We start from the raw sequence: 22816 nt of genomic DNA on the forward strand, positions 1-22816 counted from the left end.
CCCTCAGCGCGCCAGCTGGCTGGCCTCGCGCGCCAGCGCCTCGATGCGGCCCCAGTCGCCGGCGGCGATGGCGTCGGTCGGCACGATCCACGAGCCGCCGACGCAGGCCACGTTGGACAGCGCGAGGAACTCGTGCGCGTTGCCGGCATGGACGCCGCCCGTGGGGCAGAACTTGACGTCGCCGAAGGGCCCTTGCCAGGCCTTGAGCATCGCCAGGCCGCCGGCCTGCACGGCCGGGAAGAACTTGAGTTCGGTCAGGCCGTCTTCCTGGGCCAGCATGATCTCGCTGCCGGTCGCGACGCCGGGCAGCAGCGGCAGGCCGAGGTCGTGGCAGGCCTTGCCGACCGCCCGCGTGTAGCCGGGGCTGACGCCGAATTTCGCGCCGGCCAGCGCCGAGGCCTGGGCGTCGGCGGCGCTGCGGATGGTGCCCGCACCGGCCACGGCCTCGGGCACTTCCTTGGCGATCAGCTCGATGCACTCGAGCGCCTCGCGGGTGCGCAGCGTCACTTCGAGCATGCGGATGCCGCCGGCCACCAGCGCGCGCGCCAGCGGCACCGCGTCCTTGACGTCGTGCAGCACGATCACCGGGATCACCGGGGCGTCGCGCATCACGTCGAGCGCGGAAATCGAATCGTTCACAGCCATGAGCAGGCTCCTTCTTCAGCAGTCAATGCATTGCGCCGCATGCCGGCGAACAGGTCACGGCCGAGGCCGCGGCCATTGGCGGCACGCGCTTCGTCGGGCATGGTCGCGGTTTCGCGGGCCGCCCATTCGTCCTCTGGCAACAGCACGGCGAGCGTGCCAGCCACGCCGTCGAGCCGGATCAGGTCGCCGTCGCGCAGCTTGGCCAGCGGCCCGCCGGCGGCGGCCTCGGGCGAGACGTGGATCGCGGCCGGCACCTTGCCCGAGGCGCCGCTCATGCGGCCGTCGGTCACCAGCGCCACCCGGAAGCCCTTGCCCTGCAGCACCGACAGCGGCGGCGTGAGCTTGTGCAGCTCGGGCATGCCGTTGGCCTTCGGGCCCTGCCAGCGCACCACGCAGACCACGTCGCGCTCCAGTTCCCCAGCCGTGAAGGCCTGCTGCAGCGCGGCCTGCGAATCGAAGACCCGCGCCGGCGCCTCGATCACGTGGCGGTCGGCCGGCACCGAGGAGATCTTGATCACGCTGCGGCCCAGGTTGCCCTGCAGCAGCTTGAGTCCGCCAGTGGCGCTGAAGGGCGCCGAGACCGGGCGCGCGACCGTGTCGTCCTTCGAGGGCGCGGCGGACTCCCACTTGAGCGGTCGTTCGTCCGTGGGTGCGCCGGCCAGCACCGGGATGCCGGCGAACTCGCGGATGCCGCCGGCGCGCACGCTGAGCACGTCGGCATGCATCAGGCCGGCGTCGAGCAGTTCGCCGATCACGAAGCCCGGGCCGCCGGCGGCCTGGAAGCCGTTGACGTCGGCGACCCCGTTGGGATAGACCCGCGTCAGCAGCGGCACCACCTCCGAGAGTTCGGCGAAATCGTTCCAGTCGATCAGGATTCCGGCGGCCCGCGCCACCGCCACCCAGTGGATCAGGTGGTTGGTCGAGCCGCCGGTGGCCAGCAGCGCCGCCATGGCGTTGACGATCACGCGCTCGTCGACCAATTCGCCGATCGGCGGCACCGCGAAGGCGCTGTCGGACGCCCGGCCCAGCACGGTGCGAACCGCCTCGCGCGTGAGCGCCTCGCGCAGGTTGTCGCCGGGCTGGATGAAGGCCGAGCCCGGCACATGCAGGCCCATCGCCTCGAGCAGCATCTGGTTGCTGTTGGCCGTGCCGTAGAAGGTGCAGGTGCCCTGCGCATGGTAGGCCTGCATCTCGGCGTCGAGCAGGCCCTGGCGGCCCACCAGGCCCTGCGCCGCCTGCTCGCGGACCTTGGACTTGGCGGTATTCGAGAGGCCCGAGGGCATCGGGCCGGCCGGCACGAAGACGGTCGGCAGGTGGCCGAAATGCAGCGCGCCGATCAACAGGCCGGGCACGATCTTGTCGCAGACGCCGAGCAGCAGCGCGGCATCGAACATGTCATGGGTGAGCGCCACCGCGGTCCCCATCGCGATCACGTCGCGGCTGAACAGGCTCAGCTCCATGCCCGGCGTGCCCTGGGTGACGCCGTCGCACATCGCCGGCACGCCGCCCGCCACCTGGGCGGTGGCGCCGAGCCGGCGGGCCTCGTGCTTGACGATGTCGGGGTAGGCCTGGTACGGCGCATGGGCCGAGAGCATGTCGTTGTAGGCGGTGACGATGCCGATGTTGGGCGCCCGCTCGCTCACCACCCTGAACTTGTCGTTGGCCGGGATGCCGGCCACCGCGTGCGCGACGTTGGCGCAGCCCATGCGGTCGGAACCGCGATCGCGGCCGCGGGTCTCGGCCAGGTCTTGCAGGTAGGCGCTGCGCAGGCTCAGGCTGCGCGCGCGGATGCGCTCGGTGACAGCGCGGACGGTGGAATGAGTGGTCATGGGGCTTTGTCGCTCTGCCGGTGAGCCAACGTGGGCGGCTCGGAAGCGCATGGTAACAAGCCCGCATGAAAAAGCCCGGACACACCCGGGCTTTTTCCGAAATGAAGAACACCCTCTTGCGCTGCGGCTTCAGTCGAGCAGCTTGACTTCGACCCTGCGGGCCTCGGCGTTGTTGCCGGTGCCGGCGGTCACGGCCGGCTTCTGCAGCTCGACCTTGTCGGCCGGCACGCCCAGGCCGGTCAGCACGTCGCGCACCATCTCGGCGCGCTTCTTGGCCAGCGCCTCGTTGATCGCCGGATCGCCGGTGGTGTCGTGGAAGCCCGAGATCACCGCCTTGCGGCCGCTCTCGACGCCCTTGATCACCGCCGCCAGGGCCTCGGCGGCGCCCGGCGCCAGGTCGGCGCTGGCAGTCGCGAAATAGAAGTTCACGACCCCGCCGACGACCCGGATGCTGGCACCGTCGGGAATCACCACCGTCACGGTCTCGGTGACCACCGCCAGGGTGGTCGCCGGCGCGGCCGCGGCCACCGGCGCCGTCGCCGCCGCCGGGCCCGGTGCGTGGCTGCGGGCGTACAGCACCATCGCGATCACGAACAGGATCACCAGGGCGATCAGGCCGAGCACGAAAGCGAGGATGAAGTTCTGCTGGCTCTCGTCATGGCTGGTGGCGGACATGGGCGGGTCTCCGTAGTTGAGGGGTCGGTAAATAATGGTGCGGTGAACCATGACCGCGAAATTGTAGGTGTCGCCTCCCCGGCCCCGGGCGGCGACCCCGGGCCGCCCGGCCTGGACCCCCTGCCGAAGCCCCTGCGCGACCCGCAGCCGATGCTGGAGCGCGTGATCGACGAATGGGGCGGCCACGAGGATCTCTGGCTGTTCGGCTACGGCTCGCTGATCTGGCGGCCCGACTTCGGCTTCGTCGAACGGCATCCGGCCCGGGTCCACGGCTGGCACCGGGCGCTCAAGATGTGGAGCCGGATCAACCGCGGCACGGTCGAGAACCCGGGACTGGTCTTCGGGCTGCTGTCGGGCGGCAGTTGCCGTGGCATGGTCTTCAGGGTGCCGGCCGCCGACGGGCTGGAGACGCTCGGCCGCCTCTGGCTGCGCGAGATGCCCACCGGCGTCTACGACCCGCGCTGGCTCGAATGCGCGACGCCGCATTCGACCGTTCGGGCGCTGGCCTTCACGCTGTCGCGGCGCAGCCCGAACTTCACCGGTGAACTGAGCGACGAACGCTATGCCCACATCTTCGCCAATGCGGTCGGCCGCTACGGCAGTTCGCTCGACTACGCCCAGCAGACCCTGCTGGAACTGCGGCGGCACGCGATCCACGACGCGGCGCTGGCGCGGCTGGTGAAGCTGGCCGATGCCCGCCTGTCGGCCCAGACCCACAGCGGCGAGCGGCTCGCTCGGGTATACCCTTGCGGGTCAGCCTCAACCAATGACATCAAGGAGTAACCCGACCATGCGCCCTCGCCTCATCGCCCCTGCCCTCGCCGTTGCCGTGGCCAGCCTGCTCGCCGCCTGCGGCACCCTGGGCCCCAAGGCCGGCGCCACCGCCGAGCTGGCGCCGACCGGCGCGATCTCGCCGAATCCGACCATGGGCAAGGTGAGCTTCACGGCGCTGGAGCACGGCGTGCGGGTCAAGGGCGAGGTGCGCGGCTTCGCGCCGGGCACCGAGCACGGTTTCCACATCCACGAAAAGGGCGATTGCGGCGACAACGGCAATGCCTCGGGCGGCCACTTCAACCCGGCCGGCGGCACCCATGGCAAGTTCGCCGCCCCGGGCAGCCATGCGGGCGAGCTGCCGAGCCTGGTGGCCGATGCCGCCGGCGTGGCGCGCTTCAGCGTCGACGTGCACAACATCTCGATGACCGAGGGCGCCGCCAACAACGTGATCGGCCGAGCGCTGGTGGTGCACCGCGATCGCGACGACTTCACGACCCAGCCGGCCGGCAATTCGGGCCCGCGGATCGCCTGCGGGATCATCGCCCGGAACTAGGGCCGCGCCTTCATCAAGGCCTCGGCGCGCGCGAGTTCGTCGGGCGTATCGATGTCGGTCACGACACCGATGTCGTCGACCTCGATGTCGGCCACCTGCCCTGCCTCCCTGAGCGCACGCAGCACGGGGGCAGCGCCCTGGTTGCCCGACAGCTGCGAAAGCGGGTCGAAGCAGCTGGCGGCGAAGCCCACCGGGTGGCCGCGCTGGCCGCCGTAGTGCGGCTGCGCCGCCTGCACCGCCGGACCCAGCGCACGCGCCACGGCATTCAGGGTCGCGGGCTGCACCAGCGGCAGGTCGGCCGGCAGGATCAGCCAGCCCGCGGCGTCGGCCGTGGCCCGCACCGCGGCGGCGATCGAGTCGCCCATGCCCGGATGGCCCGCGTCCTCCAGATGCCAGGGCAGGCCGCTTGCGCGCACCGCGGCCAGCGTGTGCGCGAGCACGGTGGCGCCGGCCAGCGGCGCCCTCAGCTTGTGGCCTTCGCCGCCGGCGGCACGGAAGCGCTCGCCGCGCCCCGAGGCGAGAACGATGACGGTCGGCGGGCGGAATTCGGGCGTGGCGGCATTCATGGCCGCAGTATGTCCGCTTCGCTTGGGCAACAATGACGGCATGAGTTCCTCCAATGAATCGCTGGCCGCACTGCGCAAAAGCTACGAGCGCGCCGCGCTCGACGAAACCAGCAGCGCCGCCGACCCGCTCGACCTGTTCGAACGCTGGCTTGCCGAGGCGATCGACGCCCAGGTGCCGGAACCCAACGCGATGACCCTGGCCACCGTCGGCGGCGACCTGCGCCCCTCCACCCGCATCGTGCTGATCAAGGGCTACGGCGCCCGCGGCATCGTCTGGTACACCAACTACCAGAGCCGCAAGGGCCAGGAGCTGGCCGGCAATCCCTACGCGGCGCTGCAGTTCCACTGGGTCGAGCTCGAGCGCGTGGTGCGCATCGAGGGCCGGGTCGAGAAGGTCGATGCCGCCGAGAGCGACGCCTACTTCGCGAGCCGCCCGCTCGATTCCCGCATCGGCGCCTGGGCCAGCCCACAGAGCGAGGTCATCAGCGGACGCGACGTGCTGGTGAAGAACGCCGCGGTACAGGCCGCGAAGCACCTGTTCTCGCCGCCGCGGCCGCCGCATTGGGGCGGCTTCCGGCTGGCGCCCGACCGCTGGGAGTTCTGGCAGGGGCGCAAGAGCCGGCTGCACGATCGGCTGCGCTATCGCGCCGAGGGCGGCGCCTGGGTGCGCGAGCGGCTGGCACCCTGACAAGGCCTCAGAGCCGGCCCGCGAGCGCCATCACCACCGAGACCGAGGCCAGCGCCATCACGGTCGAGACCACCACGCTGGCGGTGATCAAGCCTTCCGAGCTCCGGTAGCGCTGCGCGAACAGGAACACGTTGGCGCCGATCGGCAGCGACGCCGCCACCACCATCACGGTCAGCGGCAGGCCGCGCAGGCCGAAGGCCAGTGCGAACGCGGCGACCAGCGCCGGATGGACCAGATTCTTGATCGACGCGTGGGCCAGCGCCTGCCGCCAATGCCGGCCGACCGGCGTCAGCGCCAGCGTGATGCCGACCAGCATCAGCGCCACCGGGCTGAAGGCCTGCCCCAGCAGGGCGAGCGGCCGGTCGAGGACCGCCGGGATCGCGAGCCCGGTCTGCGCGAACAGCAAGCCCAGCAGGATCGGCGCCTGCACCGGATGGATGATCGCGTTGCGCAAGGCGCGCCCCACCGTGCGCGCCATCGGCGGCCGCCCTTCGCCACCGGACGGCAGGCGCTGCGCATCCTCCTGCGCCAGCGCGAGCTCGAGGAACACGGTGGCGCTGGTCAGCAGCACCAGCGAATGCAGCGAGATCAGCGTCAGCAGCACCACCATGCCCTCGGGCCCGTAGGCCAGGCCCACGAGCGCGATGCCGATCATCACGGTGTTGCTGTAGGTGTTGGCCAGCGCCAGCACGACGCCGGTGCGGTTGAAGCCGCGCCACACCAGCGTGGCCGCGAAGATCAGGCCGGCGGCGAGGAAATAGGCCGCCACCGGCTTCAGGCTCAGCTGCTCGACGCGCACCGCGCTCATCGAGCGGAACAGCAGCGGCGGCGCCAGCAGCAGAAACACCAGGTTGGACAGGTCCTTGACCGAATCGCCGCGGATCCAGCGCTTCCTCCCCGCCAGCCAGCCGACCGCGATGAGGATGACCACGGGCAGCAGCGAGGAAACGACGGGACCATTCATGCCCGTCGAGAATAGCCGACGGACCCGACCGCTGCCGGGCCCTAGAAAGTCGCGCGCAGCCCCAGTTTCAAGCTGCGCCCCGGCAGCGGCGCATTCGGATACACGGTCGTCGTCAGGATCGAGGTCGCGCTGTAGGCCAGCGCGTTGCCGATGTTGTCGACGCGCGCATACCACGTGAGGTTGGCGCGCTGCACCTGCTGCTTGTAGCTGATCGACGCATTCCACAGCGTGTAGGCCGCGGTCGCGCGGTCGCCCATCGGCGGCACCCGGTTCTGCGCCGCGTTGTAGTCGAAGCCCAGCCGTGCGGTCCACGCGCCCCGGCCCCAGGCCAGCGTGCTGCCGATCCGCCAGGGCGCGATCCGCGGCAACGGCTCGCCGGTGTCGGTGTTGGTGGCCCGCACCAGATCGCCACGCCATTCGAGATCGAGGGTCGAGCCGTCGCCCGCGCGGGAGAAGCCCTCGGCACCGAGCAACTGCAGGTTGCCGTTGGCTTCGAGGCCGGTGAAGCGGGCTCGCACGCCGTGGTAGACGTAGTCTGCGAAGACCTCGGGGAACAGCAACTGCCCGTCCGCCGTCTCGACCGGCGGCGGATTGAGTTCGCCGTCCGCACTGCGCACGTTGCCGGTGGCCGTGAGCCCGATGTAGTTGCTGAAGCGGGTCACGTAGGCATTGAACTTGGCCGTGTTGGCGCCGGACCTCCATTGGGCGCCGAGGTCGAGGCCGGTCGACGCCTCCTTCCGGAGGTTCGGGTCGCCGGTCTCCCAGGCCGCCGTCGCCACGTGCGGGCCGTTGGCGAACAGCTCGTAGTCCTTGGGCGCCCGCTCGGTGTAGGCCAGGTTGGAAGTCAGCTGCCACTGCGGCGTCAGGTTCACCAGCGCGCCGAAGGCCGCGCTGTTCGGGTGGAAGTCGCGCTCGCCGACGAAGAAGCGCGTGACTTCCGGGTTGGTCGGATCGCCGAGCGACCGCACCTTGACCTCTTCGGTGCGGGCGCCGAAGCTCAGGCGCCCCCACGAAGTGCCGAGCTCCTCGTGCAGGAACAGCGCGTTCGACTTCGTGCGGCTGTCGGGCGCGAAGGCCTCCTCGCCATTGGCCGAGAAGCGGCCGCTTTCGCTCGTGAAACCGACCACGCCCTCGAGCTTGCCGATCCGGCGATGCCGCGCCTCGATGCGCAGGTCGTTGCTGTCGTTGGCGAAGGTGGTGCCGGGCAGCGGACCCTCGTACTCGGTGTGCTGGTACTCGGTGCGGCTGAATTTCGCGTGCACGTTGCTGAAGAAGCCGCCGGCCCGCCATTCGCCCTCGAGCGCGTAGCGGTCGGACTTCATGCCGATCGTGACGTCGTCCTCGGCCACCGTGCCATAGGTGCTGCGGTAGGTGCTGGCCGAGGCGCCGATCCAGCCCTGGTCGAAGAACAGCGTGCCACCGAATGCGCCGCCGTCGGCCTGGTTGGCCGAGTTGCAGATCTTGCGCGCGAAGCCCGGCCGCTTCGGGTTCTCGCAGGCCAGCTCGATCGGCACCGAGACGTCGTCGGAATCGCGGTGGAAGGCATCGACGTGCAGCGCATAGCGGCCGGTGCCACCTTCCAGCACCACACCGCCCGCCTTCTCCCGGTTGCCGGTGGCGTAGCCGAGATCGGCCCGCCCCCCGAAGCCCTCGATCGGTTCGGTCGGGATCCGGTTGTCGATCACGTTGACCACGCCGCCGACCGCGCTGCCGCCGTACTGCAGCGCGGCCGGTCCGCGCAGCACTTCGAGCCGGTCGGTGACCAGCGCATCGACCGGCACCGAGTGGTCGTAGCTCAGGGCCGAGGCATCGGGCGCGCTGCCGCCGTTCTGCAGGATGCGGATGCGATCGCCGTCCTGGCCGCGGATCGTCGGCCGGCTGGCGTTGGGGCCAAAGTTGGTGCTGGCGACGCCCGGCAGGCCGTTCAGCGTCTCGCCAAGCGTGGATTGCGAGCGCAGCAGCAGCGACTCGTTCGACAGCGAAGTGGTCGGCGCGATCAGCTCGGTGGCGCCGAGCGGATTGCCGGTGACGGTGATCTCGGCGAGCGAGGGGGCGGGCGCCTCGGGAGCGGCCTGCTGCGCCCAGGCAGTGAGGGACGTGCAGGACAGGAGGGACAGCACCGCGACGCCGACGCGATGGCGAGGAAAGGGAGAAGGCATGAAAAACACTCGTTGAATCGATGAACAGCCGGCCGCGACCCCGCCACGCGGGATCGGCAACCGGAACACAGGGGGTTCAGCGAGTGGAAGGCGGACCGCGCGCGTCGAACAGCGCGATCCAGCGGGCGAAGACTTCGCCCTCGAGCCAGACGAAGCTGGCGGCCGGCAGCAGCACCGGCAGGAAGACCGGGGGCACGCAAGGCGCGGCCGACCCGTGGGACAGCTGGTCGTAGAGCCGGCACTCGGCCTCGGTGTGGACACCGAAAAGCGCCGACAGCCCCCGCGGGGCCTCTTCCTCGGCGACATGCGCAGAGACGGCGGCCGCCGGCGCCGGAGGCGCACCGTGCAGCGTGCCGTGCAGCGTGCCGTGCATGAGGCCCAGCGTGGTCGCGGCCCAGAGCGCGAACGCCAGCACGCACAACAGGGTGCGGCTGCGGAGGGAGCGCTGGGCAAAAGGCATCTTTAGTCAGTCGAGGACAGAGCAAAAACTGCTTCGCAGTTTCTTGGTCTGTCCCGCGAGGTCTCAGGTTGGTCGAGGACAGAGCAAAAACTGCTTCGCAGCTTCTTGGTCTGTCCCGCGAGGTCTCAGGTTGGTCGAGGACAGAGCAAAAACTGCTTCGCAGCTTCTTGGTCTGCCCCGCGAGGTCTCAGGTTGGTCGAGGACAGAGCAAAAACTGCTTCGCAGCTTCTTGGTCTGCCCCGCGAGGTCTCAGGTTGGTCGAGGACAGAGCAAATGCTTCGCAGCTTCTTGGTCTGTCCCGCGAGGTCTCAGGCCTTGACGCGGGCCGCGAAGGTCTTCTGGAACTTCTCGACCTTGGGCCCGACCACGAAGGCGCAGTAGCCCTGGTTCGGGTTGTTCAGGAAGTAGTCCTGGTGGTAGGCCTCGGCGGCCGAATAGTTGGCCAGCGGCTCGACCTCGGTCACGATCGGCGAGCTGTAGGTCTGGCTGTCGCCGATCTCGCGGATCACCTCCTCGGCCACCCGCTGCTGCGCCGGGCCGACGGTGTAGATGCCGCTGCGGTACTGGGTGCCGACATCGTTGCCCTGCCGGTTCAGCGTGGTCGGATCGTGCACCACGAAGAAGATCTCGAGGATCTCGCGCAGCGAGATCTGCGCCGGATCGAACACCACCTTGACGACCTCGGCGTGCCCGGTGCGGCCGGTGCAGACCTGCTCGTAACTCGGATTCGGAGTCTGGCCGTTGCTGTAGCCGGACTCGACGTCGACCACGCCCTGCACGCGGTCGAACACGGCTTCGGTGCACCAGAAGCAGCCGCCGCCGAGGACGATGGATTCAGTGGACGAGGATGGCGATGACATGGCAGCTCCGGCGAAATTCGAGACCTATCGCACATTGTGCCGGCTTGACGCAGTGCAACGGCCTCACTACATTACTAACCCGCCAGTCATTAATTAACATGCCCGCCTCCCGATTCCTGAAGGACAAGCTCTGTCCCGTGAGCGCCAAGCGCGAACGGCGCAAGGAAGCCCGTCCCGGCGAGCTGCTGGAGGCGGCGCTCGACCTGTTCGTCGAGAAGGGCTTCGCCGCCACCCGATCGGAAGAAGTCGCGGCCCGCGCCGGCGTCTCCAAGGGCACCCTCTTCCTCTATTTCCAGAGCAAGGAAGAGCTGTTCAAGGCGGTCGTGATCGAGAACCTGGCCGGCCGCTTCACCGAGTGGAACCGCGAGTTCGACGAATTCGAAGGCAGCACCGCCGACATGCTGCGCTACTGCATGCGCGTCTGGTGGGAGCGGGTCGGCGCCACCAAGGCCTCGGGCCTGACCAAGCTGATGATGAGCGAGGGTCGGAACTTTCCCGAGCTGGCCGATTTCTATCGCCGCGAAGTGGTGAAGCCGGGCCACGAACTGCTCCGGCGCATCGTCCAGCGCGGCATCGACCGCGGCGAGTTCGCGCCGGTCGAGGTCGACCTGGCGATCTACACCGTCGTCGCGCCGATGATCTTCCTGATGCTCACGAAGCATTCGCCTGCCATCTGCTTCGACCACACCGCCGACATCGACCCCGAGAAATACCTGGCGCTCCAGGCCGAGACCGTGCTGCACGGACTCAGCCTGCCGCCGAAGGCTGCCGCATGAAAAGAACGATGAAGTGGGCCATTGCGGCACTGATCCTGGTGCTGCTCGTCGGCGGCGCGCTGCGCGCCATCGGCGCGCGCAAGGCGCAGCAGGCCAGGCTGGCGGCCGGCAGCACGGCGGCCGAAACCGTGGTCGAGCTGTCGTCGGCCGACGTGGTGCGGGTGGCCCGCCGCGAGCTGGCCGAGATGCTGCCGGTCTCGGGCACGCTGCGCGCAGTCGATTCGGCACAGGTCAAGGCGCGCGTCGCCGGTGAATTGATCGGCCTCACGGTGCGCGAAGGCGACACCGTCGCAGCCGGACAGGTGATCGCGCGCATCGATCCGGTCGAGTACCAGTCGCGCCTGCGGCAGGCCCAGGAGCAGGCCGATTCGTCGCGCGCCCAGGCCGAAGTGGCGCAGCGCACCTTCGACAACAACAAGGCGCTGGTCGAGCAGGGATTCATCTCGCGCAACGCGCTCGAAACCTCGCAATCGAACCTCAATTCGGCCTTGTCGACGCACCGCGCCGCGCTGGCGGCGGTCGAGATGACCCGCAAGTCGCTCGACGACACGGTGCTCAAGAGCCCGATCGCGGGCCAGGTGTCGCAGCGTCTCGCCCAGTCGGGCGAGCGCGTCGGCATCGACGCGAAGATCATCGAGGTGGTCGATCTGAGCCGGATCGAGGTCGAGGCCACGCTGGCCGCGGCCGACTCGGTGGCGGTGCGGGTCGGCCAGCGCGCCAGCCTGCAGATCGAGGGCAGCAGCGCGACCGACCCGAAGAGCGGCGAACGCAGCGTCGGCGCCAGCGTGGTGCGCGTCAATCCGAGCGCGCAGGCCGGCAGCCGCAGCGTGCTGGTCTATCTGCGGCTCGACCGCTCCACCGGCTTCCGCCAGGGCCTGTTCGCGCAAGGCACGATCGACGTCGGCCGCACCGAAACCCTGGCCCTGCCGTTGACCGCGGTGCGCACCGACAAGCCGGCGCCCTATGTGCAGAGGGTGGTCGACGGGCGCATCTTGCATCGCCCGGTCGAGACCGGCCTGCGCGGCCAGGTCGACGGCCAGACGATGGTCGCGGTGCGGGGCATCGACGACGGCGCGCTGGTGGTGGCCGGCAGCCTCGGGCCGCTGCGCCAGGGCACGGCGGTGCGGCTGATGCCGGTCGCCGCGACGCCGGCGCCGACCGCCTCCCCTTCGGCGCGCAGCGCGCCCTGAGGGTCGACCAGCATGTGGTTCACCCGCGTCAGTCTCAAGAACCCGGTCTTCGCGACCATGCTGATGCTCGCGCTGGTGGTGCTGGGCGCCTTCTCGTATCAGCGGCTGCAGGTCGACCAGTTCCCGAACATCGACTTCCCGGTGGTGGTGGTGATCACCGAGTACCCGGGCGCCTCGCCCGAGATCGTCGAGAGCGAGGTCACGAAGAAGGTCGAGGAAGGCGTCAATTCGATCGCCGGCATCAACGCGCTGACCTCGCGCAGCTATGAAGGCCAGTCGGTCGTCATCATCGAGTTCCAGCTCTATGTCGACGGCCGCAAGGCGGCCGAGGACGTGCGCGAGAAGGTGGCCGGCGTGCGGCCGCTGTTCCGCGACGAGGTCAAGGACCCGCGGGTGCTGCGCTTCGACCCGGCCTCGCGCGCGGTGTGGTCGGTGGCGGTGCTTCCGGAAGGCCCGAAGGAGACCCAGCCCAGCGCCGTCGAGCTGACCAACTGGGCCGACCAGGTGCTCAAGAAGCGGCTCGAGAACGTGCGCGGCGTCGGCTCGGTGACGCTGGTCGGCGGCACCAAGCGCGAGATCAACATCTATCTCAACCCGCAGGCCATGGAGGCCTTCGGCGTCAGCGCCAGCCAGGTGGTCGATGCGGTGCGCAGCGAGAACCAGGCGCTGCCGGTCGGCTCGGTGCGTTCGCTCGAACAAGACCGCGTGGTCCAGATCGACGCCCGCATGGAGCGGCCCGAGGACTTCGGCCGCATCATCGTCGCCCGCAAGGGCGGCGCGCCGATCCGCGTCGACCAGGTCGCGACCGTGCGCGACGGCGCCCAGGAGATCGACAGCCTGGCGCTCTTCAACGGCCAGCGCACGCTGCTGCTGTCGGTGCAGAAGGCGCAGGACGAGAACACCATCCAGGTGGTCGACGGCCTGGTCAAGGCGATCGCCGAGATCAAGCCGCAGCTGCCGCCCGGCGTGCGGCTGGAGCCGATCGCCGACGCTTCGCGGCCGATCCGCGTCGCCGTCGACAACGTGCGCCGGACCCTGATCGAAGGCGCCCTGCTGACCGTGCTGATCGTGTTCCTGTTCCTGAACTCCTGGCGCTCGACCGTGATCACCGGCCTGACCCTGCCGATCGCGCTGATCGGCACCTTCTGGTTCATGGCGATGTTCGGCTTCACGATCAACATGATCACGCTGATGGCGCTGTCGCTGTGCGTCGGCCTCCTGATCGACGACGCGATCGTGGTGCGCGAGAACATCGTGCGCCACGTGCAGATGGGCAAGGCGCCCTACCAGGCCTCGCTCGACGGCACCCAGGAAATCGGCCTGGCGGTGCTGGCGACCACGCTGTCGATCGTCGCGGTGTTCCTGCCGATCGGCTTCATGGAAGGCATCATCGGCAAGTTCTTCCACGAGTTCGGCATCACGATCGTGGCCGCCGTGATGATCTCGATGTTCGTGAGCTTCACGCTCGACCCGATGATGTCGAGCATCTGGCACGACCCGGCCATCAAGTCCGGGTCCGCTCATGGTTCGCCGGCGATCGGCCTGCACGGCGAGAACGAGGCCCCGGCCGGCTTCTACGACAAGACCATCGGCCGCGTGACCGGCTGGTTCGACCGCGCCACCGAGCGGCTCGCCGAGGGCTACCAGGGCATCCTGCGCTGGTCGCTGGTGCACAAGCTGGCCACGGTGCTGGCGGCCGTCGGCATCTTCGTCGCCAGCATCTTCATGGTGCCGCTGCTGGGCACCGAGTTCGTGCCCAAGGCCGACTTCTCCGAGACCGCGATCAGCTTCTACACGCCGGTCGGCTCCTCGCTCGAAGTGACCGAGGCCAAGGCGCAGCAGGTCGAGGCGGTGCTGCGCGAGATGCCGGAAGTGCGCTATACGCTCACCACCATCAACAGCGGCGACGCCCAGGGCAAGATCTACGCGAGCCTCTACGTGCGGCTGGTCGACCGCCGCTCGCGCAGCCGCAGCGTCGACCAGATGTCGACGGTGCTGCGCGAGCGCCTGCGCTCGATCCCCGGCATCACCGTGACGCACGTCGGCCTGCGCGACTCGGTCGGCGGCAACAAGCCGATCGAGTTCTCGCTGCAGGGGCCCGACCTGAAGGAACTCGAGCGCCTGACCCGCAAGGTGATGGAGTCGATCCGCCCGATCCCCGGCCTGGTCGACCTCGACTCCAGCCTGAAGCCCGACAAGCCGACGGTCAGCGTGGTGATCCGGCGCGATGCCGCCTCCGACCTCGGCCTCGGCGTGGCGCCGATCGCGGCCGCGCTGCGCACGCTGGTGGCCGGCACCACGGTGGGCAACTGGCGTGCGCCCGACGACCAGACCTACGACGTCAACGTGCGGCTGGCACCCGAGGTGCGCAACTCGCCGGCCGACCTGGCCCGCCTGCCCTTCCTGAGCACCGCGGTGGGCGCCAACGCCGACGGCTCGAGCCGCATCGTGCGCCTGGCGCAGGTGGCCGAGGTGCGCGAATCCGCCGGCCCGAACCAGATCAACCGCCGCGCGCTGGCGCGCGAGGTGAGCATCAACGCCAACGTCGACGGCCGCTCGGCCGGCGAGGTCTCGGCCGACGTCCGCGCCGCGCTGGCCGGCATCGCCTTCCCGCCGGGCTACGGCTGGCAGTTCAGCGGCTCGACCAAGAACATGCAGGAATCCTTCGGCTATGCGGTCTCGGCGCTGGCGCTGGCGGTGATCTTCATCTACATGATCCTGGCCAGCCAGTTCAGGAGCTTCCTGCAGCCGCTGGCGCTCATGACCGCGCTGCCGCTGACCCTGATCGGCGTGGTGCTGGCGCTCTTGATCTTCCGCTCGACGCTGTCGATGTTCTCGATCATCGGCGTGGTCATGCTGATGGGCCTGGTGACCAAGAACGCGATCCTGCTGGTCGACTTCGCGATTCGCGCCCGCGAGCCCGGCGTCGCCGAGGACGGCACGCCGGTGCCGGGCCTGCCGCGCGCTGAAGCCCTGCTGCTGGCCGCCCGCGTGCGGCTGCGCCCGATCCTGATGACCACGCTGGCGATGATCTTCGGCATGGTGCCGCTGGCCTTCGCGGTCAGCGAAGGCTCCGAGCAGCGCGCGCCGATGGGCCAGGCCGTGATCGGCGGCGTCATCACCTCGTCGCTGCTGACGCTGGTGGTGGTGCCGGTGGTCTATTGCTACATGGACGACCTGGCCAACTGGGCCCGTCGCCGCTGGGCCGGCAAGACCCCGCCGGCCGCCGAGGCGACGCCCGTGCCGGCGCCTAAAATCGAAAGTTTGTCCTGATTCCGCGAGGAGAGACCCCATGAACCCCACCCCCACGCTGGAGCGCCTGCGCTTCAACATGATCGAACAGCAGATCCGTCCCTGGGACGTGCTCGATCTCGACATCCTCGACCTGCTGGCCCAGATCCGGCGCGAGGACTACGTGCCCCAGGCGCACCGTGCGCTGGCCTTCTTCGACATGGAAATCCCGCTCGAGGGCGCCAGCACCGCCCGCGAGCCCGGCCAGTGCATGCTGTCGCCCAAGGTCGAGGCCCGCATGCTGCAGGACCTGCACATCCAGAAGCACGAGAGCGTGCTCGAGATCGGTTCCGGCAGCGGCTTCATGGCCGCCCTGCTGGCCCACCGCGCCGCCCAGGTGCTGACCCTGGAAATCGACCCTGGCCTGGCGGCCATCGCCGCCGGGAACCTGCGCCGCAACGGCGTGATGAATGTCGAGGTGCGCAACGCCGACGGCGCCCAGCCGCTGCCGAGCGGGCCGACCTTCGACGTCATCGTGCTGAGCGGCTCGGTCGCCCGCATCCCGCAGGGCCTGCTGGGCTCGCTCAACATCGGCGGCCGGCTGGCGGCCATCGTCGGCGACGAGCCGATGATGCGCGCCCACTTCGTGACCCGCACCGGCGAAGCCAAGTGGGACGTGCTGCAGCCCTGGGATACCGTGGCGCCGCGACTGCTGAACTTCCCCGTGCCTTCCCGCTTCAACTTCTGATCCGCCCCCTTCATGATCGACCAAATACGCCCGTCCGAGCTCGCCGACTGGTTCGCCAGGAATCCCAACGCGACGCCGGTCGTACTCGACGTGCGCGAGCCCTGGGAGCTGCAGACCGCGAAGGTGGCGCCCCTGGGCTTCACACTGGCGACGATCCCGATGAACGAGATCCCGGCCCGCGTCGGCGAGCTCGATCCGGGACAGCGCATCGCCTGCCTCTGCCACCACGGTGCACGCAGCCAGCGCGTGGCCGCCTTCCTGGCGCAGAACGGCTTCGACGAGGTGGCGAACATCGCCGGCGGCATCGATGCCTGGTCGGCCCAGCACGACCCCGCAGTCCCCCGCTACTGACCCCCGGCTTCCAAGTCAACGAGTTTTCTGAACCCAAGGACGCTTCATGCCCGTTCCCAGGCCTCTTCCTCTTTCGGCAGCGCTCGCGACCCTGTTCGCAGCGGCGATCGCGCTGCCGGCCCATGGCCAGAGCCTGATCGAACTCTATGACGCCGCGCGCGGATACGACGCCACCTACCAGGGCGCACGGGCGCAATACGACGCCAATCTGGCACGGGCAGCGCAGGCCAAGGCGGGCATCCTGCCGGCGGTGGGGCTGTCGGCCAACGCCACGGCCACGCACCAGGAGCTCTCGACCGACAACCTTGCGATCACCCGCGGCATCCCGACGCAGGCGGCCGGCATCAATGCCACGCAGCCGCTCTACCGGCCCGCCAACTGGGCCACCTACGAGCAGAGCAAGCGGCAGCTCGACATCGCCGAGGACGTGCTCAAGATCGCCGAGCAGGATCTCGTGGTGCGCGTGAGCCAGGCCTACTTCGACGTGCTCTCGAGCCAGGACAGCCTGGCGCTGGTGCGGGCGCAGAAGATCGGCGTCGCCGAGCAGCTCGCCTCGGCCAAGCGCAACTTCGAGGTCGGCACCTCGACCATCACGGACACGCGCGAGGCCCAGGCCCGCTACGACCTGGTGCTGGCCCAAGAGATCGCGGCCGAGAACGACCTGCAGGTCAAGAAGATCGTGCTCGACCAGCTGGTCGGCCGCACCGGCACCCAGCCGATCCCGCTGGCGGCGCCGGTGGCGCTGCCGACGGTGCAGCCGGCGGACATCAATGCCTGGGTCACCCAGGCCGACGAGGTGCACCCGGCCATCGATCAGGCGCGGCTGGGCCTCGAGGTGGCGAAGCTCGAGGTCGAGAAGGCCCAGGCCGGCCACAAGCCGACGCTCGATGCGCAGCTGGGCTACAACGCCACCAACAACCCGAACGGCAGCACCACCAGCACGACCACCGGCAAGGTGCGCGTGAATGCCGCGAGCATCGCCCTGGTCTTCAACATGCCGCTGTTCGCGGGCTACGCGACCGAGAACCGCGTGAAGGAAACGCTGGCGCTCGAGGAGAACTCGCGCCAGACGCTGGAGTCGACCCGCCGCAGCGTCTCGCAATCCACGCGCTCGGCCTACCTCGGGCTGATCTCGGGCGCCGGCCAGGTGAAGGCGCTGGAAGCGGCCGAGGCCTCGAGCCAGAGCGCGCTCGACGCCAACCGGCTGGGCTACCAGGTGGGCGTGCGCATCAACATCGACGTGCTGAATTCGCAGGCGCAGCTGTTCCAGACCAAGCGCGACCTCGCGGTGGCGCGCTACAGCGTGCTGGTGGGCAACCTGAAGCTGCGCCAGGCCAACGGCACGCTGAGCGCCGACGACCTGCAGGCGATCAACGACACGCTGGCGATCGGCGGCCGCGCCAGCGTCCAGAGCGAAGCCTCGCCGAACCAGCCCTCGGCCGCGACGCAGAGCCCGGTGCCGGTGCCGCCCGCCTCGCTGCCCTCGCCGGTGCCGTCCGCGATTCCGGTCGTGCCGCCGGTGATCACGCCGCCCTTCAATCCACAGCCGCCGATCATGCCGGTGCCGCCCCCGCCACCCGAGATCGTGCGGCCGCCGCAACGCTAGGCGGTTCGATGGGTGGCCCCCGAACGCCCCGCAGGCGCTACTTCAGTTCACTCAGGCTCACCGGCTTGATCCTGCCGCCTTCGACCGTGGCGACCAGCGGATCGACGATGGTGCCGCCGACCGCGTCGACGCCCTTGAATTCGCCGGCGTTGGTCTCCTTCGGCATCTTGGTCAACGCTTCGCCGACCTTGGCGCGGATCGCGGCCGCATCGGTGGTGGTGCCGGCCAGCTTCATCGCGCCGGCCAGCGCGTGCGTCAGCGTGTAGTTGTAGGAAGACTCGGTGGTCGGGTCCTTGTCGGCGCCGTAGGCCTTGCGGTAAGCAGCGGCGAAGGCCTTGGGCCCGACACGTTCGTCGTACGACACGGGCAGCACGCCGATCGATCCCTCGAGCGGCGCGAGGCCGCCCGTGACCTTGGCCATCTCGTCGAGCTTGGCCTGGTCCATGAGCAGGAAGCCGCCCTTGAAGCCCAGTTCGCGCGCCTGCTTGACCACCAGCGCGGTCGGCTCCGACGGACCGCCGATGAACAGCACATCGGGCTTCTCGGCCAGCACGCGGCTCACGCCGCTGTAGAAGTCGGCCGAGCGGTTGTAGGACATCGGGTTGTTGGAGGCGACCGTGCCGCCGGCCTTTTCCCAGGCCGGGCCGAAGAGCTGGGTCCAGTTCTTGGCGTACTCGTGGTCGCCCGGCAGCATGCCGACCTTCTTGCCGAACTTCTTCATCTCGTAGCTCGTGAAGGGCTCGATGTAGGAGTTGAAGGTCGGCGGGATGCGGATCGTGAGCTTGTTGCCGGTCTCGGTGATCTTCGGCGTGCTCGAGTACGCCATCACGATGAACTTCTCCTGCTCGTTGAAAGCCTGCATCGCGTAGATGCCGCCCGAGTGCGGCACGAACACCGCCGGGCTCTGGTACTGCTGCACCAGGCGGCGGGCGTTGATCGCGGCCTCGGCCGGCGCGTACTTGTCGTCCAGCGCCACCAGTTCGAGCCTGACCTTCCTGCCGGCGACCTCGAGGCCCGCGGCGTTGATCTCCTTGATGGCCATCTCCATGCCGTTGACCACGTTCTTGCCGTAGAGCGCGGCGCCGCCGCTCAGCGGCCCGGTGAAGCCGATCTTGACCGTTTCCTGCGCCAAGGCGCCGCTGGCGCCGAAGGCCGCTGCGAGGGCCAGGGCGAGCGGCAGCATGGTGCGGCCGGCGTGGATGTCTTTTTTCATGCGGGATGTCTCCGGGTGGTGGAAGAAAGAAGAACGGCGCTCAGGCACCTATGTATGCCGCACGCACCGCCTCGTTGTGCAGCAGCGAGTCGCGGTCGCCTTCGAGCGCGATGCGGCCGCGCTCGATCACGTAGGCCCGGTCGGCGATGGCCAGGGCGGAGTACGCGTTCTGCTCGGCCAGCAGCACCGTGGTGCCGGCCTGGTTGATGCGCTGGATGACCTCGAAGACCTGCTTGACGATCAGCGGCGCGAGGCCCAGCGAAGGCTCGTCGAGCAGCAGCAGCCGGGGCCGGCCGAGCAGGGCGCGGCCGATCGCCACCATCTGCTGCTGGCCGCCCGAGAGCGAGCCGGCCGGATGGTCCTGCTTCTGCGCCAGGATCGGGAACAGCGCGAACACCTCGTCGAGCGATCGCTGGATGCCGGCCGCGTCGCGCCGGTGCACGTAGGCGCCGAGCGTGAGGTTCTTCTTCACCGACATCATCGCAAACAGCTTGCGGCCCTCGGGGCAATGCACGAGGCCCGAGGCGACGATCTGTGCCGGGCGCCGGCCCACCAGCTCTTGCTCGCCGAAACGAATGCTGCCGGCGCTCGGCTTGTGAATGCCGCTGGCGGCCATGAAGATCGAGGTCTTGCCGGCGCCATTGGCGCCCAGCAGCACCACCAGTTCGCCGGGCGCCGCGTGCAGCGTGACGCCGGAGAGCGCACGGAAGCTGCCGTAGTGGAGGTCGACGCCTTCAAAGCGCAGCATGGTCGACTCCGAGATAGGCGTCGATCACCTGCGGGTCGCGCCGGATCTGCTCCGGCGTGCCCTCGGCGATCTTGGCGCCGTTGTTCAGCACGACGATCTTGTCGGCCAGTCGCATGATCATGTCCATCTTGTGCTCGATCAGGCAGACCGTCTTGCCATGGTCCACCAGCTTGCGGATCAGGGCCGCGAGGCCCGCCGTTTCTTCGGGGTTCACACCGCCGGCCGGCTCGTCGAGCAGCAGCAGCTCGGGGTCGGTGGCCAGCGCCATCGCGAAGGCGACGCGCTTGCGCTCCTCCTGCGTGATGTCGGCCGCGATGCGATTCGCCACATGCGACAGGCCGACGAAGTCGAGCGCCTCGCGCGCCTTGTCGCGGCACAGCCGCTCTTCGTCCTGCAGCCGGCGCGTGTTGGCGAGCACGTCCCACAGGCCCGACTTCGTGCGCAACCGGTGACCGACGATCAGGTTGTCGAGCACGCTGGCGTTGTCGAACAGGTGCGTGGTCTGGAAGGTGCGCGCGATGCCGAGCTTCGCCACATGGTCGGGCCGCAGGCCGGTGACCTCCTGGCCGTTGAAGCGGATGCGGCCCGAGCTCGGCTTGTGCGTACCCGCCACCAGGTTGAAGAAGGTGGTCTTGCCGGCGCCGTTGGGCCCGATGATGGCGCTGACCTGGCCGCGCTCGAAGCGGGTCGAGATGTGGTCGACCGCGGTGAGGCCGAAGAACTGCTTGGTCAGCGATTCGATTTCAAGCATTGTTCTGCACCTCCTGCGCGCCCACGGGGGCCGCATGGGTCGCCTTCGCGGCATGGGCTGCATCCGCGCGCTGGGCCCGCCGCTTGAGCCAGGTGCCGACGATGCCGTCCGGCAGGAAGATGATCAGCGCGATCAGCACCGGGCCGAACACCACCATGCGGTAGTCCTGCAGGAACTGCAGGCTCTGCGTCAGCCAGGTCACCAGGAAGGTGCCGAGCAAGGGCCCCAGCAGCGTGCCGATGCCACCCACCAGCACGAACATCACGAGGTCGAAGGTCACGGCCTCGCTAGCCAGGTCGGGGCCAAGGAAGCGCACCTGCCCCGCGTAGAGCGCCCCCGCAAAACCCGCATAGACCACCGACAGCACGAAGGACAGCGTCTTGGTGCGCATCAGGTCGATGCCCAGCGCCTCGGCCAGATCGTCGCTGTTGCGCACCGCCATGAAGCTGCGGCCCAGCAGCGAGCGCACGATGCGCGCCATGATCCAGAGGCCGAGCACCAGGAAGGCCAGCACCAGGTAGTACTGCGACAGCGGTGTGCCGAACTGAAGCGGGCCGATGCCGGCCGGCGCCGGGATCCCCATGATGCCGACCGGCCCGTGGGTCAGGCTTTCCCACTTCTCGATCAGCAGGAACATGATGTAGCTGACGCACAGCGTGAAGATCGAGAAGTAGTGGCCGCGCAGGCGCAGCGACAGCAGACCGATGAAGTAGCCCAGCACCGCGGTCACGACGCCGGCCGCCACGAAGGCGATCCAGAAGGGCACGTGGTGGTCGACCGTCAGGATGCCGACCGTGTAGGCGCCGACCGCCATGAAGGCGCCGTGCGCGAGGTTGAACTGCCCGGTGTAGCCGGTGATCAGGTTGAGCCCGAGCGCCGCGATCGCCATGATGAAGGCCTGCGTCGCGACCGAGATCAGGTAGCTGTTCTGCGCGAACAGCGGAAACGCGAGCGCGGCCACGGCCAGCAGCGCCCAGCCGGTCTTTCCTTGCAGCCAGTTCATCAGCGCGCCCCTTTCGCGGTGAACAGGCCCTGCGGGCGGAACGACAGGATCACCACCAGCAGCACGAAGGCGATGATGTCCTTGTAGTCGGTCGAGAAGTAGAAGCCGCCGAAGCTCTCGGCCATGCCGATGATCAGCCCGCCGACGATCGCCCCCGGGAAGCTCCCCATGCCGCCGAGGATGATGATCACGAAGGCCTTGGTGATGACCAGGTTGCCCATCGCCGGATAGACCAGGTTGATCGGCGCGTAGAGCACCGCCGCGATCGCGGCCAGCGCGCCCGAGATTGCGAACACCAGCAAGGTCACGCGCGTGGCGTCGATGCCGACCAGCGCGGCGCCATCGCGGTTCTGCGCCATCGCGATGATGGTCGAGCCGATCACCGTGTGGTTCAGGAACAGGTGCAGCAGCACCATCAGGCCGAAGGCGCCGGCGATGATCAAGAGGCGCTGCAGCGGAGCGGTGAGCCCGAAGACCTCGACGATCTGTCCGTAGGGCGTCGGCATGCGATGGAAGTCGGCGCCGAACAGCGCCTGCGCGCCGGCCTCGAGGAACAGCAGCACACCGATGGCGGCGATCATGTCGTGCAGTTCGGGCGCGTTGCGCAGCGGGTGGAACACCAGCCGCTGCGTCAGCATCGAGATGCCCGCCACGATCGCCGCGGCGCCGGCCATCGCCAGCCAGTAGTTGAGGCCCAGCTTGGCCATCAGGTAGTAGCCCGCGAAGGCGCCCGCCATGTAGAACGCGCCATGGGCGAAGTTCGGTACGTGCAGGATGCCGTAGACCAGCGTCAGGCCCAGCGCCACCAGGCTGTAGACACCCCCGACGGTCAGGCCGTTCAGGAGTTGCTGAAAGAACATTTCCACATGAATCCTCGGTTGACCCAGGCGATGCGGCCACGGCGGCATCGAACGCGCCGGGCCATTGTGGAAGCGGGGGCGACGGCGCCACCTAAGGTTTCTCCGGAGGCGGCGTCGCCTTGGGGACTCGCGCTCCTACCGCCCGGTAGGGTGCAGAATGCGGCGC

The 22816-nt window shown here is 69.1% G+C and carries 22 protein-coding genes; 9 read left to right on the plus strand and 13 right to left on the minus strand.

What is annotated here, in order from left to right; genetic code table 11:
* Nucleotides 1–3 precede the first annotated feature (3 nt).
* The 3 genes from eda to AC1DYD_RS19555 all read right to left on the minus strand — a co-directional run bounded on the left by eda (nt 4) and on the right by AC1DYD_RS19555 (nt 3149).
* Nucleotides 4–645, minus strand: coding sequence for a bifunctional 4-hydroxy-2-oxoglutarate aldolase/2-dehydro-3-deoxy-phosphogluconate aldolase (eda, locus tag AC1DYD_RS19545; protein ID WP_478174408.1), 642 nt, complete (start codon nt 643–645; stop codon nt 4–6).
* The gene (gene edd / locus AC1DYD_RS19550; protein ID WP_478174409.1) at nt 636–2474 is read right to left on the minus strand and encodes a phosphogluconate dehydratase; all 1839 of its coding nucleotides are present in this window, start codon (nt 2472–2474) and stop codon (nt 636–638) included. Before edd ends, eda begins: the two co-directional genes overlap by 10 nt.
* 129 nt (nt 2475–2603) lie before the next feature.
* Nucleotides 2604–3149 carry an OmpA family protein gene (locus AC1DYD_RS19555; RefSeq protein WP_478174410.1) on the minus strand — a complete coding sequence of 182 codons (546 nt, stop codon included), beginning with the start codon at nt 3147–3149 and terminating at the stop codon, nt 2604–2606.
* 120 nt (nt 3150–3269) lie between these two features.
* Here AC1DYD_RS19555 and AC1DYD_RS19560 point away from each other — a divergent pair, with 120 nt between their 5' ends.
* On the plus strand, nt 3270–3932 hold the full coding sequence (locus AC1DYD_RS19560; protein ID WP_478174453.1) for a gamma-glutamylcyclotransferase: 663 nt from the start codon (nt 3270–3272) through the stop codon (nt 3930–3932).
* Nucleotides 3933–3939: 7 nt separating this feature from the next.
* Complete coding sequence (locus AC1DYD_RS19565; protein WP_478174411.1) at nt 3940–4476, plus strand: superoxide dismutase family protein; 537 nt, start codon at nt 3940–3942, stop codon at nt 4474–4476.
* Here AC1DYD_RS19565 and AC1DYD_RS19570 read toward each other — a convergent pair.
* Nucleotides 4473–5042, minus strand: a complete 570-nt coding sequence (locus AC1DYD_RS19570; protein ID WP_478174412.1) for a nucleotidyltransferase family protein — start codon at nt 5040–5042, stop codon at nt 4473–4475. The genes AC1DYD_RS19565 and AC1DYD_RS19570 overlap by 4 nt on opposite strands.
* 40 nt (nt 5043–5082) lie before the next feature.
* On the opposite strand from AC1DYD_RS19570, the gene pdxH reads away from it, so the two are divergent.
* Nucleotides 5083–5730 (plus strand): pyridoxamine 5'-phosphate oxidase, encoded by a 648-nt coding sequence (pdxH, locus tag AC1DYD_RS19575; RefSeq protein ID WP_478174413.1) that lies wholly within the window; start codon nt 5083–5085, stop codon nt 5728–5730.
* A gap of 7 nt (nt 5731–5737) precedes the next feature.
* Here pdxH and AC1DYD_RS19580 read toward each other — a convergent pair whose 3' ends face one another.
* From AC1DYD_RS19580 to msrA, 4 genes are all read right to left on the minus strand, one after another.
* A complete protein-coding gene (locus AC1DYD_RS19580; protein ID WP_478174414.1) occupies nt 5738–6694 on the minus strand; it encodes an AEC family transporter in 957 nt (318 codons plus the stop codon).
* Nucleotides 6695–6735: 41 nt separating this feature from the next.
* Nucleotides 6736–8853 carry a TonB-dependent receptor gene (locus tag AC1DYD_RS19585; RefSeq protein ID WP_478174415.1) on the minus strand — a complete coding sequence of 706 codons (2118 nt, stop codon included), beginning with the start codon at nt 8851–8853 and terminating at the stop codon, nt 6736–6738.
* A 76-nt stretch (nt 8854–8929) separates the two neighbouring features.
* Nucleotides 8930–9313 carry a hypothetical protein gene (locus AC1DYD_RS19590; RefSeq protein WP_478174416.1) on the minus strand — a complete coding sequence of 128 codons (384 nt, stop codon included), beginning with the start codon at nt 9311–9313 and terminating at the stop codon, nt 8930–8932.
* Between the two features lie 308 nt (nt 9314–9621).
* A complete protein-coding gene (msrA, locus tag AC1DYD_RS19595; RefSeq protein WP_478174417.1) occupies nt 9622–10173 on the minus strand; it encodes a peptide-methionine (S)-S-oxide reductase MsrA in 552 nt (183 codons plus the stop codon).
* Between the two features lie 98 nt (nt 10174–10271).
* Between msrA and AC1DYD_RS19600 the strand changes: the two genes are divergently transcribed.
* The 6 genes from AC1DYD_RS19600 to AC1DYD_RS19625 are packed head-to-tail and all read left to right on the plus strand — an operon-like array spanning nt 10272 to nt 18075.
* Nucleotides 10272–10949, plus strand: coding sequence for a TetR/AcrR family transcriptional regulator (locus AC1DYD_RS19600; RefSeq protein WP_478174418.1), 678 nt, complete (start codon nt 10272–10274; stop codon nt 10947–10949).
* Nucleotides 10946–12139: an efflux RND transporter periplasmic adaptor subunit gene (locus tag AC1DYD_RS19605; protein ID WP_478174419.1), complete on the plus strand. Its 1194-nt coding sequence runs from the start codon at nt 10946–10948 to the stop codon at nt 12137–12139. Before AC1DYD_RS19600 ends, AC1DYD_RS19605 begins: the two co-directional genes overlap by 4 nt.
* A 12-nt stretch (nt 12140–12151) precedes the next feature.
* Nucleotides 12152–15412, plus strand: coding sequence for an efflux RND transporter permease subunit (locus AC1DYD_RS19610; protein ID WP_478174420.1), 3261 nt, complete (start codon nt 12152–12154; stop codon nt 15410–15412).
* A gap of 19 nt (nt 15413–15431) precedes the next feature.
* A complete protein-coding gene (locus AC1DYD_RS19615; RefSeq protein WP_478174421.1) occupies nt 15432–16118 on the plus strand; it encodes a protein-L-isoaspartate O-methyltransferase family protein in 687 nt (228 codons plus the stop codon).
* A gap of 12 nt (nt 16119–16130) precedes the next feature.
* A complete protein-coding gene (locus AC1DYD_RS19620; protein WP_478174422.1) occupies nt 16131–16469 on the plus strand; it encodes a rhodanese-like domain-containing protein in 339 nt (112 codons plus the stop codon).
* 46 nt (nt 16470–16515) lie between these two features.
* On the plus strand, nt 16516–18075 hold the full coding sequence (locus tag AC1DYD_RS19625) for a TolC family outer membrane protein (protein WP_478174423.1): 1560 nt from the start codon (nt 16516–16518) through the stop codon (nt 18073–18075).
* 37 nt (nt 18076–18112) lie between these two features.
* Here the strand turns inward: AC1DYD_RS19625 and AC1DYD_RS19630 are convergent, their stop codons facing one another.
* Genes AC1DYD_RS19630 through AC1DYD_RS19650 form a run of 5 tightly spaced genes read right to left on the minus strand, consistent with a single transcriptional unit; the run spans nt 18113 to nt 22656 of the window.
* Entirely contained in the window at nt 18113–19288 is a 1176-nt protein-coding gene (locus AC1DYD_RS19630) for an ABC transporter substrate-binding protein (protein ID WP_478174424.1), read from the minus strand.
* A 40-nt stretch (nt 19289–19328) separates the two neighbouring features.
* Nucleotides 19329–20036 (minus strand): ABC transporter ATP-binding protein, encoded by a 708-nt coding sequence (locus AC1DYD_RS19635; RefSeq protein WP_478174425.1) that lies wholly within the window; start codon nt 20034–20036, stop codon nt 19329–19331.
* Complete coding sequence (locus tag AC1DYD_RS19640; protein ID WP_478174426.1) at nt 20023–20787, minus strand: ABC transporter ATP-binding protein; 765 nt, start codon at nt 20785–20787, stop codon at nt 20023–20025. Before AC1DYD_RS19640 ends, AC1DYD_RS19635 begins: the two co-directional genes overlap by 14 nt.
* The gene (locus AC1DYD_RS19645) at nt 20780–21790 is read right to left on the minus strand and encodes a branched-chain amino acid ABC transporter permease (RefSeq protein WP_478174427.1); all 1011 of its coding nucleotides are present in this window, start codon (nt 21788–21790) and stop codon (nt 20780–20782) included. The genes AC1DYD_RS19640 and AC1DYD_RS19645 overlap by 8 nt, the downstream gene beginning before the upstream one ends.
* Nucleotides 21790–22656: a branched-chain amino acid ABC transporter permease gene (locus AC1DYD_RS19650; protein WP_478174428.1), complete on the minus strand. Its 867-nt coding sequence runs from the start codon at nt 22654–22656 to the stop codon at nt 21790–21792. The genes AC1DYD_RS19645 and AC1DYD_RS19650 overlap by 1 nt, the downstream gene beginning before the upstream one ends.
* Between the last annotated feature and the right edge of the window lie 160 nt (nt 22657–22816).

The sequence above is a fragment of the Variovorax sp. P4_B11 genome, from assembly GCF_056402355.1.